This is a genomic window from Paenibacillus sp. FSL H7-0323, from assembly GCF_038002725.1.
GTDB classification, from domain to species: Bacteria; Bacillota; Bacilli; order Paenibacillales; family Paenibacillaceae; genus Paenibacillus_AQ; species Paenibacillus_AQ odorifer.
The window spans coordinates 6480661-6493283 of the sequence record NZ_JBBODB010000001.1 but is presented as its reverse complement, the minus strand read 5'-3'; the positions used below and the strand labels follow the sequence as shown (position 1 = coordinate 6493283).

At 41.1% G+C, this 12623-nt stretch carries 10 protein-coding genes and 1 pseudogene; 1 reads left to right on the top strand and 10 read right to left on the bottom strand.

The genetic code is table 11. The features are described from left to right. Nucleotides 1-7: 7 nt before the first annotated feature. Both MHH89_RS29005 and MHH89_RS29000 read right to left on the bottom strand, forming a co-directional pair. Nucleotides 8-238, bottom strand: coding sequence for a hypothetical protein (locus MHH89_RS29005; protein ID WP_341088674.1), 231 nt, complete (start codon nt 236-238; stop codon nt 8-10). Nucleotides 239-294: 56 nt separating this feature from the next. Next, nucleotides 295-1641: an MFS transporter gene (locus MHH89_RS29000; RefSeq protein WP_076192925.1), complete on the bottom strand. Its 1347-nt coding sequence runs from the start codon at nt 1639-1641 to the stop codon at nt 295-297. Nucleotides 1642-2085: 444 nt separating this feature from the next. Here MHH89_RS29000 and MHH89_RS28995 point away from each other — a divergent pair, with 444 nt between their 5' ends. Further along, on the top strand, nt 2086-2961 hold the full coding sequence (locus MHH89_RS28995; RefSeq protein WP_341088673.1) for a helix-turn-helix domain-containing protein: 876 nt from the start codon (nt 2086-2088) through the stop codon (nt 2959-2961). A gap of 152 nt (nt 2962-3113) precedes the next feature. Here MHH89_RS28995 and MHH89_RS28990 read toward each other — a convergent pair whose 3' ends face one another. From MHH89_RS28990 to MHH89_RS28955, 8 genes and pseudogenes are all read right to left on the bottom strand, one after another. Beyond that, nucleotides 3114-3815: a thioesterase II family protein gene (locus tag MHH89_RS28990; RefSeq protein ID WP_076192929.1), complete on the bottom strand. Its 702-nt coding sequence runs from the start codon at nt 3813-3815 to the stop codon at nt 3114-3116. A gap of 51 nt (nt 3816-3866) precedes the next feature. Then, on the bottom strand, nt 3867-4622 hold the full coding sequence (locus MHH89_RS28985) for a 4'-phosphopantetheinyl transferase family protein (protein ID WP_076192931.1): 756 nt from the start codon (nt 4620-4622) through the stop codon (nt 3867-3869). Nucleotides 4623-5255: 633 nt separating this feature from the next. After that, a pseudogene (sigK, locus tag MHH89_RS28980) lies at nt 5256-5768 on the bottom strand (RNA polymerase sporulation sigma factor SigK); the annotation flags it as partial. A gap of 282 nt (nt 5769-6050) precedes the next feature. Next, complete coding sequence (locus MHH89_RS28975) at nt 6051-6341, bottom strand: hypothetical protein (RefSeq protein ID WP_341088672.1); 291 nt, start codon at nt 6339-6341, stop codon at nt 6051-6053. Between the two features lie 450 nt (nt 6342-6791). Then, complete coding sequence (sigK, locus tag MHH89_RS28970; RefSeq protein ID WP_036675850.1) at nt 6792-7493, bottom strand: RNA polymerase sporulation sigma factor SigK; 702 nt, start codon at nt 7491-7493, stop codon at nt 6792-6794. Between the two features lie 207 nt (nt 7494-7700). Continuing rightward, nucleotides 7701-9551, bottom strand: a complete 1851-nt coding sequence (locus MHH89_RS28965) for a DUF2264 domain-containing protein (protein ID WP_341088834.1) — start codon at nt 9549-9551, stop codon at nt 7701-7703. Nucleotides 9552-9570: 19 nt separating this feature from the next. After that, nucleotides 9571-10707 (bottom strand): glycoside hydrolase family 88 protein, encoded by a 1137-nt coding sequence (locus tag MHH89_RS28960; RefSeq protein ID WP_341088671.1) that lies wholly within the window; start codon nt 10705-10707, stop codon nt 9571-9573. A 72-nt stretch (nt 10708-10779) separates the two neighbouring features. Continuing rightward, nucleotides 10780-12588 (bottom strand): hypothetical protein, encoded by a 1809-nt coding sequence (locus MHH89_RS28955; RefSeq protein ID WP_341088670.1) that lies wholly within the window; start codon nt 12586-12588, stop codon nt 10780-10782. Between the last annotated feature and the right edge of the window lie 35 nt (nt 12589-12623).

The window sequence follows — 12623 nt, the reverse complement described above, 5'->3', positions numbered from 1 at the left end:
TGGCTCTTTAAATGAACTTAGCTTCAATATTTAATTCTTGAGAATATTTTTCTATATTCTTTATTGTATTTTTGGGGATTTCAAAGTTTACTTTACCGTTGTCTTCTAGTAATTGATGATTAATAATGGGAGCTCTTCTGGTAGGCGCTATTAAACGAAGGTCTTGTACATCTCTTAATTTTTCTAACCCTTTTACTTCATCATGCTCTAAATCAAGAATCTCTTTAATTTTCACCATCGTTCTCCTTCTCACAGAAGTGGTTTTTTATATTTATATTACTTTGATTTTTGTAGTCATCCCTTCAAAACAGTTTTTGCTAAATTGACAGAGGAGTCTTCTGACTTATCAGCATTGCGGAGTGAAGGAAAGACGAACATGATTAATGGACTAATCACACCAAACAGTAAACCACTCACGATGAGTACGAATGACATACCTGCTCCTGGACCATTACCAACATATTCACCAAAGAGGTTAGATAAAATCCCCCCTTCTTTAAAACCTGGGATAGCAACTTTATCCGATATAAATGTCATTACAAATACTGCAACAGGAATAGTTACTTGTGCCACCAACTTCATAATACCGAATACACGTCCTTGAAATGCTGGTTCAACCTTTGATTGCCATATTCCTACAGTAAGAACCACAGCAATATTATTAAACACACCTTGTAAAAAACCGGAGATAATCCAAACTGGTAGAGAACGCCCCCATCCGCCTACAACAAACCCAAATAATCCAGAAATAGCCCATGCTAGTAGAGTAAGTGGCACACGATTTTTTGGTCCTTTCCAAATGGTCATAAATACTCCAGACACTACGTTACCGATTCCATAACCCATGAGTGCCCAACCAGCAATTTTTACACTGTTATCTGAAAAAGCAAGTAGCATTGGACGGTACAATCCTTCATATGCACCAAATGCAATATTATAGAATGTCAAAACGAGTACAAAACCAAGCAAACTCATTCTTGCAAACAAATAACGAAATCCATCTATAGTATCTGACAATATTGTTCTTTCATTTTGTTCTGTTGTTTTTTGAGACTCAGGAATCTTAATAAAAATAATCGTGCAGATAATAAACAAAAACGTAAAAATATCTATAAGGAAAATCTGCTCAATTCCGATAAATCCAAGTAACATACCTGCCAGAGCAGGCGAAAGTGTTGTAGACAAACTTGAAGCAGTTTGGTACATTCCATTTGCTCTAGATCTTTGTCCGGCAGGAACCATTAAGGTAATAATAGACATGTAAGCTGGGAATTGAACTGAGCCAACTACTCCTCTTACAATTCCATATAAAATTAATACGAAACTAGACATTACATCCAATGAATGGATTGTTAGTAGTAGCACAGTGGCTAATGAGGCTATAATATCTGTCAAAATAATCATTTTTTTTCGGTTGAATTTGTCTACGAATGCACCTGCAAATATACTTGCAACAATTACAGAGCCATATGAAGCAGTCGCAAGTATACCTGCACTGAGTGCGGATCCTGTTTTTTCATACACCCAAGCAATCAAGGCAAATTGTGTCATTTGAGTTCCAATACCAGACAACAAGCTACCTATCATTAAGATAGCGAAAGACCATAGTCCCTTTTTTGTGGTAAAACTATTTTCGTTCACACAGTCAGCTCCTTATATTCCTTATATCCCAAGGTTTTAATCGGAATATTTATTAATATATAACAATTGACAACCACATTATTTTACCGAATCAAAAATCTCCCTAGAGACAGATAAGTTTTTAAAATAAACCATCAAGCAGATTCTAGGGTTTTAGCGGTAGTTCATTAGTGCTAATAACACCTACTCCGGTAGTTATTGTGGGTATCATTACTCCAAACATAAAGACCATAGTCATTATAAGTAAAGCTGCTCTCCATTTTGTTCTCATTTTCTATCCTCCTGATCATATTTGTATATTTATTACTATATAGGAATTTTTAAACTAACGACCCGCCCATAATTTACTTTAATACATATAATATTCTAAATTACCCCTAATTTTCTTTTGTGGATAATATAAAATATACTAATAAGAATATTTTTGGATGGAGGCCTTTTTACGTGTCAACAAGCTATAAAATGGATTTAAAAACCATAGGGGAGAATATTCGAATCATTCGAAAATCAAAAAAAATCTCTCAAAAAAGGTTATGCCAAGGAATTTGTTCTCAAGCACAATTAAGCAGAATTGAAAACGGGGAGTTAGAACCACAAGCAACTATGTTATATTTTATTGCTGATAGACTTGGTGTAGATATTAATTATCTATTTAGTTTGGGACAGACAGATCGTTTCGATTATGTTACCGACCTTTATGATTTAATTGAGGGGTATACAAATAAACACGAGTACCAAAATCTATATGATCTTATCCGATCAGAGAAAAACAACCCTTTATTTCAAAATAGTAGATATCAAAGATATCTTTCTTGGCATGAGGGAATATGTATATATTATCTTGATCATAATTTTGAGCACGCCTTAAGTTGTATTAAGAACTCAATAAATTCAGAGTTCATGACCGAACAAGATATTCAGATGTTAAATAGCATTGGAGTATTGTATTGCGAAGAGTACCGACTGGAAGAAGCCCTTGCATATTTTGAAAGTGGTCTTCACTATTATTATAAACTTCCTGTTCAATCTAATTACAAAATCTTGGTAAGGATTTTATACAATTACGCAGTGACGCTAACACGTTTTCAACTGTTTGAAAAATCTATTAAAGAATGCCATACAGCTGTAAATATATGCCTTAAGCATTATTCAACATTCTCTTTAGGCGAATTATACTATCATATTGGCTATAACTACTCCCTTATTAAGGAAATAACCAATGCAAGATCTTATTATGAAAAATCACTTTATCTTTTTGAAATAACAGATAATACGATATTTGTTCAACATGTATTAAATAAAATAGGTGAGTTGAGTTAAATTCGATTATCTATAATATTACATATAAAGCAATTTAACTTTGTATCGCACATAAAAAGTTACCCTGAAGTATGTCAAGTCAATTACAAGTTATAAGAAACACCTAACAGCGCTTCTTATAACTTAAACAGTTTAAATGCTCTATCCTCAATTTATTTTTCAATCGATATTAATTCAGAACACGTTAACGTTTTGTTAATAATATCAATTATAGAACTCTCAAATTGGTTAATAAAAAAGTGCCCGCCTTCAAAGAAACACATCTTAGGAGCAATATTAAAATACTCATTCCAAGCGTAAACATCCTCGACATTATATTCTTCATGCAACCCATGTAAAATAGTAGCCGAAACTGATATTTTTATCTTCGAGAAAGAATGAGTTGCGATATTTGTAAAATCAGAGCGTACAACCGGTATTAGTATTTTCAGAAAATCTTGGTCGTTTAATATTTCTTCCGGAGTCCCCCCCATAATTCTTAAGGTGTTTATTAGTTCTTGATCTGACTTAAATTTGTAATTCATTATTCTTAGGTGCGGTGCCCTAGTACCGGATAAGAAAATATGTTTCAAGTTAAATGATTTAAGCTTTTCAAACAATTCATACGCTATGTAACCGCCCATACTATGTCCAAATACCGCAAAAGGAGTATGATCATGAATACTGCTTATAATTGATTCAAATATATCATCTACCATTTGATTGAAATCGATGTAGTGACCTTCAGAAATCCGTTTCCCTCGACCTGCTAATTCTAAGGGTATAAGCTGAATATCTTCGTTTAGTGAATTTTTCCACTTCACATATGATGCCGAAGAACCCCCTGCATAGGGAATACAAAATAATTTTATCATTAGAACTTCACTGGTCCTTTATATAATTTTATTAGACATTCATAAACATTTTTAACTTTGCGTTATCATCGAACAATTAATTTTTTTATTTATTTTCCTCTCATTTAATACTATTATTTTTTTTGGAAACCTTGTTCTTACAGAGCAACAAGCAATTTTATAACCAGTATCAAATTCATATTGCTTACAATAGTAGATAGTTGAATCATAGTGAATATATGGATATTCATCATTGAATATAACAGTGAACGAATTAAAAGGTATGGATAATCCCTTACCTACTAACTTCACAAAACTTTCCTTACATGTCCACAAATCGTAAAACGAGATATTTTCATTTAGTAATTGATAATTCTCATCTTTTGTAAATAGTTGTTTGCAATCACTTTCAGTGACTCCCAAAATTTCCTCTACATCAATACCAATAGGATAATTATCTATTGCACATATTACCCATTTTCCTGAATGAGAAATGTTAAAATGAATATTTTCTCCTCCTACTAAAAATGGTTTACCAAAAAGATTTCTAGAAATTGCTTGTTCAATTAACGCCCCCCCCTTTAATTCAGATAATAATATTCGAATTATTACTTCTCCTAACAAAGATCTGGTAATGTCATCATTATTTTTATATTTTTTTATACTCAGCACCCTACTTTCTGGAATATAACCCCAAAGACTGTTAATAAAATATTTAGAAACACTCTCGATATTAATTGCGTAAATTATTATTTTGTTTCCTCCTTTAGTTAATTGATGTACGCAAGTCAAAAACTTAATTCCATAACGAATGTTAAACTTCAGCATGACTCATCGCACTTGTTTAGCATAAAATCTATAAATTCAGGTTACATCACTTCTTTCCATAAAAAAATCCATTAACTGTAAAACCACTACACAATTACTTCCCATAGCATGGATCTAGATAGACAGATTTTATGATGATAATATTAAGAATACAAGGAATAATATTTCATTAAAAGAATTAATTCCCTTTAGATTCATTTCATCATAATCAACATTTTTACATTTTATATAAATTTTAGCTATAATACTTTTCCAAACCACAAAAATTCACTTAATAATGGGAATATTGAACTATGATTCCACTCAAATAAACAATACGGTAGTCGAATTATATTAAATACGAGGTAACTATATCTTCAGCTATAGAAAAATTGTCTTTTGAAATAATTAAATTGTGTCTGATATGGATCTTGATACTTTTCGTTACTTTCATATACGTATAGCAATTGAATATGGAACTCATAAACTTCTTTGTATTTCACAGTAAAACTCTCCTGAGCAACTAAAAGATAATTTTCAATAATGCTTTAATCAGCTATTCTCCCCTACTTGAATATACAAAAAAGCAACTCCCTGGTTGGCAAGTCGCTTTTAAAACACTCTATAGTAAATCTTTAGTTATTATCTAAGATCTCACCGCTTCGCCTTATAAAACTCATGGTACAGCTTCATCAGCGCCCGCTTCTCAATCCGCGACACATAACTCCGTGAGATCCCCAGCTCCTTGGCAATCTCCCTCTACGTCCTCTCTTCTCTACCAGTATCCAGTCCAAACCGCCCAACCACAACTTCTTTCTCCCGATCATCCAAAATATCAAGGTTACGATAAATCTTACTCTTCTCAATCTTCAGATCCACTTCTTTAATAACATCATCGGCTTCCGAGCCGAGGATATCGATAAGCGTAATTTCATTACCTTCCTTGTCTGTCCCAATCGGATCGTGGAGAGATACGTCTTTACGGGTTTTCTTCAACGAGCGAAGACGCATTAAGATTTCGTTTTCAATACAACGAGCGGCAAAAGTGGCTAGCTTTGTGCCTTTGTTCGGGCGATAGCTCTCGATGGCTTTGATCAAGCCGATGATGCCGATAGAGATGAGATCCTCTATGTCTTCACCAGTATTGTCGATTTTTTTGAGGTTGTGATATGTACCAATGTAAAAAATAAACTAAGAGCAATTGGTAATGAAGCTCGTTGTTTCACTATTTACGATTGTACTTCATATATATATGTTTCTAATAACCTGTATCCATTCTTGTGATACGGGCAAATTGTAAAGGATATTGCACCAGTGAAATTGAGAAAATGAATGATCGAGAATTTAACTATGGATGACTAATTATCGGAAGTATAAGGAGTTACTAGTCTTTTTCTAATACAGTCAAAAGCAACTTTTCCATACATATTCCATCTTCCATCATTCAAATCAAGGCGTATCCTTCTGATTTGATTTCATTCGATTTTTCAAATGACCTATAAAGATCTGACCACTTTCAGAAGGAGCAACTCTCTTATTAACAGCTTTATGAATTGAATCGACTTCTTTTGCAAAATAGTAGGCATTGGGCCCAAAACCCCAACTCCTTTTTAAGGGTCTATAGTACTTGATAAGAATTATCTTAGCTTCATCTTCCTCATATCCTAGAAGCTTAAGTTCACGAATAACTTCTTTAATATAGGGTCTATCCATCATATGTCTTTTTTTCGAATGTACCATACAAATTATACTCCATTCCTTTTTCTACATTTACTCATTGATCTGTTGTGTCATTTAAAGTATTCTTCTGAACACCATTTAATTTTAAATGCTCTACTTTTCTCATGGATTTTTAAGAGCTGATTTAGAACAAAAATACGTTGAACAATATCTTCAGCTATGAAAAATTGTCTCTTGTAATAATTTATTTGTGTCTGAAATGGACCTTGACACTTCTCATTATTTTCATATACGTGTAGTAGCTGAACGTGGAGATCATAAATTTCTTTGTATCTCATTGTAGCACTCCTCTAATAGCTAGAAAGTTATCAAACTCTTGTACTTATGAACTATATATTTAATTAACTTTTCCAACGCAATAATGATAATAAAAAGCAACTTTCCCGAAGAAAAGTCGCTTTTAAAACATATGGCTTCTACCGATTTTAATTAATTCACACTATCTCGAATTTAGCGCTTCGCCTTATAAAACTCATGATACAGCTTCATAAGCGCCCTTTTCTCTATCCTCGAAACATAACTCCGCGAGATCCCCAACTCCTTAGCAATTTCCCGCTGTGTCCGCTCTTCTCCACCTGTATCCAATCCAAACCGCCCCACGACAACTTCTTTTTCCCGGTCATCCAGAATATCAAGGTTACGATAAATCTTACTCTTTTCGATCTTCAGATCTACTTCTTTAATGACATCATCCGCTTCGGAGCCAAGGATATCGATAAGTGTAATTTCATTACCTTCTTTGTCCGTCCCAATTGGATCATGCAGGGATACGTCTTTACGAGTCTTCTTCAAGGATCTTAGGTGCATCAGAATTTCGTTTTCAATACAACGTGCTGCAAATGTGGCTAGTTTGGTTCCTTTGTTTGGACGATAGCTCTCAATAGCTTTAATCAGGCCGATGGTGCCGATGGAGATCAGATCCTCCATGTCTTCTCCGGTGTTATCGAATTTTTTCACTATATGGGCAACGAGCCGCAAATTATGCTCAATCAACAAATTGCGGGCCTTGGCATCTCCCTCAGCCATCATCCCTAAGTATCGGCTTTCCTCCTGCTCCGAGAGCGGTTGTGGAAATGCATTATTCCTTACGTATGATACCAGCAGCGTCAGTTCTTTGATCAGCAACGCAATCGTGCTTAAGAATCCAGGCAACTTGGCGACACCTCCCGCACTTGTACAATGAAACCGATCTGTTTGCCTTACGGGTTCATGGTCATCCTTATTGTATGTGGGCGTGCGCCTAGAAGTGCCTGTACGGGGGAAATTGTACAACCACAGAAATTTATTTTTCATACGAGAAATCAGTCATACTCTACTCAATTACTTGTCTTTTTAACACAATGTTGTTAGCGGTAATTCTCACTCTCTTTTGATAATAAATTCCGCTTCACTAGACGTAAGAACCTTTATGATGTCCTTATCAAAAGTAACCTTCAAAATAGACTCAGGTAATTGTTCTATAATACCGCCGCAAGAATCTCCCGACGGATCACCGTATACAGCCGAAGCCAGCCAATGGATTCCAGGCTCAAGGAAAGTCGTCAGTGTAGGCAAAACAGTCCGGGGATGAAGCAGGTTTGTGTTGGCATTAGGCCAAATTAGCTCAGCCTTTACGTAGCCGATCAAACCCTTGACTCCGCTTATTCCCCATGCTGTAGATACTGCCGCGGTTGTAAGGCCGATCTGCTGTTCCACCCCCGCTTCCTGACCAAGCGCGAAGCCGCCCTCTGCGGCGTCCAACGGTCGTCCGGTCTCGATCCGGTGTATCCGAATATGCCAGGGCAGCCCAGCAACGATCCAGGTCCGAACCTCCACATTAGTCCATGGCTTCCAGACGGAGTGCAGCACATTGTCCACAATTCTTGACTCCATATTCCGCCGTCTGACCCGATACAAGTTGTCCCCGCTCTCACTTAGAGCGAGCATGGAATCAAATGCCCCTTGAGACAATCCCCATTCGGAGCGGGGTACGCTGAACCCGAAGCCTGTTGAGTATACGAATTTCTCATACTTGGCAGACGTGTGGGTATGTTCATTCGTATATAGATGACCACTGTTGAAGGCAGCCACATGGCCGGAAGCAGGTTCGCGGACAATGACAAGATGCGCAGGCTTCTGGACTATAACTGCAGGAATATCCGGCAGCGGCAGTTCTTCTTCCTTCCAGAATGGATGCTCCGCGCTGAGAGCTAATGGCAGGAATGTCTTTAACGCCCAGTAGGGGGAACCGGGAGCGTTATAATTCTCCGCCATGACCAAGTTGGGATAGGTATAACCAATCGTCAGTACGCCTCCGGCATCAAAGATCGGCTGGCTGAACCACCAGCGCAAATTGCGCAGTACTAATCCTTTGACCACACCTATAGGGAATACTTCAACGCCTGCATAGACGAGTGCGCTCCAAAAAGCAGACTGGGCAAAGCGGTAGGTTAAGCTCCTTCCATAAGGAAGGGCAGATCCGTCCGGAGCGAACCAGCCCAAGAATTCGGTGGCAAAAAGCCGGGCCCGTTCTTTGAACACCTGTGAACGTTCCGGGTCCTCCTGTTCCATCAGCTTCGCGTACAGTAACGCATAGTAATGGATGGCAAAAGGAACATAATAATCGCTATGCCCGTTAATTCCATCACTGTACCAGCCATCACCCAGATAAAAATCATCCATTCGCTTCAGATTGTTCTCCAGCTGCTCCGCGTCGTAGGGGCGGCCGATTCTGCGGAATCCAACATTAACCAGCACGTTGAAGAACAGCCAGTTGCAGTCATAGCAAGGATGGGAATTAATCTGATTCAGCCAACTGTACAATTGCTCCTGTTCCTTCTGGGTAAGTGGTGACCAGATCTGTCCAGGAATGGCGGCTAAGGCGAAACCGAAGACCGCCATCTCTACCAGACGCTGGTCATAATCTTGAACTTCACCCCAGTATTCTTCATGGGCAGGATCCGTGCCGTGGCGTATGCCATCCAGCACAGTATCCCAAAGCCCGCTTTCTCCACCTCCCATGAGCAGGGGCACTAAGCCCCACAATACCCGGGAGAAACCTTCCATTTCTGCAGTTACTGCTGGATAGCTCGCTCCTGTCCCGCCGATTGCCAGCCGTGCACCGCCTCTGCTGTAGAGCGGCCGAAGCGGATCTGTAAGCTGTTCAAGAGCAGAGACCAGATCCTCCCGGGTCTTCAGCGGATTAATAGCTATAGTAGTAGAAGCCTTCATGGTCTGCATCATATCCCCCCTATTCCCAGTAGAACGGTCCGGCTTCTTTCAGCCGAGCTAGCGCTTCTATATAGAAGAAATCGCCATAGATAAGCGGAACATCTATATTCCGATTCTCAGGATAGTTACTCGTACCATGAAGCAGCAATCCTTCTTCTTCTGCATTGTCCCAAGTTCCATAATTCCTATAAAGGGATTCTGTAATTCTTATAGCCCCGTTCCGATACACATGAGCCTCCAAGTCGTCAACCTGGCTAGCTAACAACAGCAAGCCACTCGCTGCGCAGGAACCAGCAGAGCTATCACGAATCTCGCCAACTTCACCGGGAGCACGGAAATCCCAATGTGGAACGTGATCTCCGGGCAGACGGGTCAAGAAGAAATGCGCGACCTGCTTGGATGCATTGAGGTAACTCTGCTTGCCCGTATGATGATAGGCCAATGACAGTCCGTAGAGCGCCCAGGCTGCCCCGCGCGACCAAGCCGACTCGGACGCATAACCTTGCCCGCCAAGCTTTTCAACCACTTCGCCCGATTCCGGGTTGAATTTGACGATGTGATAAACCGAACCATCCGGCCGGATGAAGTGCTCCAGCACCGTATCCATATGCGCCTCAGCGATATGCCGATAACGTGGATCCCCTGTTACTTCGGAAGCCCAGAAAAGCAGGCTGGTATTCATGCAGCAATCGATAATGGCTACCCCGCTGTTATCCTCGCCTTCACTCCATGGATTCCAGGCCCGGATGTAGCGCCCTTTCAGATTGAAGCGGGCCGCCAGATAGTTGGCTGCCTTCAACGCCCGGACTCGTGATGCTTCTCTGCCCGTGAGCTTATAGTTCGCAACACTGGTCAACAGCCACATAAAGCCTAGATCATGGTCCAGCTTCACATAACCATCCAGCACCTCGTCAAGACGTTCCTCACACTGCTCAGCAACCGCTTTCAAATCCTCATCACCACTCTCAGCATAGAGCTGCCAGAGCATTCCCGGCCAAAAGCCAGCCGTCCACCAGTTTGGTGCTTCAAGCACGTATTTGCCGCCTTGACTGGCATGGGGGAATTCTGCACCGATTCTCCGGCTGTTCGTTCTAGTCTTCTCCAAGGCTTTGCCCCAAGCCTCGTCTACCCAAGCTTGCTTTACTAATCTACTCATCTAAATCCCGCCTTTATTTGAATTAGCCTCTACCCTCTGATAGAGGACTTTTTATATGCTCAGGCCCATCTTTTATAGAAATTGAAAAGTGAATGCCAGTTTGCCCACCGCGCCAAGCTGAAGCACATGGAAGTCCAGACTATACCAGAGCTTCTCCATGCCAAAATGATCCCGGTACATATGCACAGTAATCTCCGGCTCAACTTTCAGCGAATCGTATGTCACTTCAACGCCGCGAGCCGTAGTCCCCGGCAGCAGCAAGGTACCCGGATGAAGGAGCTTAGGCTCACGCCAGGTGACAAACCGCTCCGTCCAGCTCGCCGGAATTCCCGCATACCGGTAAGTGTCTGTCAGCTCCAGCCGTGGACATTCCTCTTTATGCCAGACGAACGAACGGATTAAGGACTGTAGTCCTGTTACCTGATACGCCTGTGTCAGATCCAATGTCAGCTCATCATTCTCCTCCGCCGATGCATGCAGCACTGTGGAGCTGAACGCCCGACCGGCCAGCTGATACTGGCCATCAATGATCGGCAGCGAATGGCCCTGCGATCCATTGCAGTCATACTGGTAACGGCCAGCCCCAAAATAATCAGCGGTATACTCTCCGCTTCCAAGATCGGATGCGTAGATCTCTCCCCGGCCGCTCAGAATGAAATGTCCCAGATCATTATGGTTATGCGGTTCAGCATTGTGCCCGCCCTTGGCGGCGAATCCGAATGAACCCGCCTCTGACACATAACGCGAGACAAGCCAAGCGGCATCAGGGAGATAATAGCTGGCGGCTTGCCAAGCTTCGTCCTCCTTGCCAGCCCTGGTCCAGATCAGATTGCGGAAAGCCGGTGCAAAGCGGCTGCAATGATCTTCAGTGTAAGGAGCGCGCAAAGCGGATGGGGGGCGTTCGACATCCGTACAGACTTCCGCCAGATAATGAGACAATCCCATATGTACTAGCACCTGAGGCACTGAATCAGAGAAATTGGCTACATGACTTCCGTCAATGAAACATTTTTGTTGGAAGCGCGCGATTTGCGCTACCTTCTCTTGGTTGAACCAGTCCAGTCTGCCTGTGCTTCTGGAGCAGAGCAGATCGCTATAATAAGTGAAATAACCAAACCCATAATTCCAGTACCCAAGGCCTTCCAGACAGGCACCGTCCTCACCGAACCCTTCCAGGTAATACAACATGGCGCGCTCTGTCCTCAGCAGAATATCCGCAAGCATGGCTGGGTCCTCCACAGACAGCAAGGCAGCAGCCCCGATTGATCCCGCACAGACCGCTGCCCAATTATGCCGCGCTGTCTCCCAATCATAAGGGCCATTTTCAAGAAATGGACGAAACAGTCTCCGCTCTACTTCATGGTGGATTCGGGATTTCAGAAGCTGCGAAAGTCGTTCCCCGAGCAAAAGTAAAACTTCACTTAAAGTAAATCCGGTCTCGGAAGAAAACAGATCAATATACCGGTTGATATCAGCTGCATTATGATCCGCTGGGAGGTGGGCCGGAAGACACCAGGTGTACTCATCGCATATAGCCCAGAGGATGTCCTCCAGCTTCTCCAGTACTTCCGGATGTTCCGGCTCCAGCAAAGCCAGAAATACATAAGTATTCAGCCTTCTTCTCCGTTCAAAATAGACCCGTTCATATTCCAGCCTCGAACCCGTACGCGAATAAATGGAAAATAACGTATACGACAGTTCAGGTATAGACTGCCCGTCCAGCCTTACCGCCTCCGCGCGGATCTCGCTGATATCTGCCTGTAGTACTCCCGATGATAACGCCCGTTTCCAAAAAGCAGCCGCATCCCCCTTTGGATAATACAAGCTCAGATCGACTGGCTTCATTTCATGCACTATTTCCAAAAGCATCTGTTTATTCATGCCTTTTTTCCTCCTTAATGGTCAGTCAGATCCGC

Bases quoted from the DNA above. Each gene is read 5' to 3' on its own strand.
- MHH89_RS28960 (WP_341088671.1), bottom strand. From the start codon at position 10,707: ATGAGTAGATTAGTAAAGCAAGCTTGGGTAGACGAGGCTTGGGGCAAA.
- MHH89_RS28975 (WP_341088672.1), bottom strand. From the start codon at position 6,341: ATGGTACATTCGAAAAAAAGACATATGATGGATAGACCCTATATTAAA.
- MHH89_RS28990 (WP_076192929.1), bottom strand. From the start codon at position 3,815: ATGATAAAATTATTTTGTATTCCCTATGCAGGGGGTTCTTCGGCATCA.
- MHH89_RS28965 (WP_341088834.1), bottom strand. From the start codon at position 9,551: ATGAAGGCTTCTACTACTATAGCTATTAATCCGCTGAAGACCCGGGAG.
- MHH89_RS28985 (WP_076192931.1), bottom strand. From the start codon at position 4,622: ATGCTGAAGTTTAACATTCGTTATGGAATTAAGTTTTTGACTTGCGTA.
- MHH89_RS29005 (WP_341088674.1), bottom strand. From the start codon at position 238: ATGGTGAAAATTAAAGAGATTCTTGATTTAGAGCATGATGAAGTAAAA.
- MHH89_RS28955 (WP_341088670.1), bottom strand. From the start codon at position 12,588: ATGAATAAACAGATGCTTTTGGAAATAGTGCATGAAATGAAGCCAGTC.